At 61.6% G+C, this 255-nt stretch carries 1 protein-coding gene; it reads left to right on the forward strand.

The window, feature by feature from the left end:
• A partial coding sequence (locus DUT91_RS25350) for a transposase family protein (RefSeq protein ID WP_147272326.1) occupies positions 1-255 on the forward strand: 255 nt, incomplete at both ends.

Below are 255 nucleotides of genomic sequence, written 5' to 3' on the forward strand. Positions count from 1 at the left end.
ACAAGATTGCAAATGCCCCCACTGCGGAACCGCCTCCCGTCGTGTTCATAGTCGCTATGCTCGGACGATTGCCGATCTGCCGTGTGCGGGTCGAAGGATCGAATTGCACCTGACTGTCCGACGCTTCTTCTGTAGTGCCGCCCATTGCCGCCGAAAGATTTTCGCCGAGCGCTTCGGTGATGGCGTGGTCCGCCCCATGGCTCGCCGGACAGCCCGTCTGGACTGCCTGGTCCGGTATCTCGCTCTTGCGTTGGG

It is taken from the genome of Paramesorhizobium salinisoli, from assembly GCF_003335045.1.
Taxonomy (GTDB): domain Bacteria; phylum Pseudomonadota; class Alphaproteobacteria; order Rhizobiales; family Rhizobiaceae; genus Paramesorhizobium; species Paramesorhizobium salinisoli.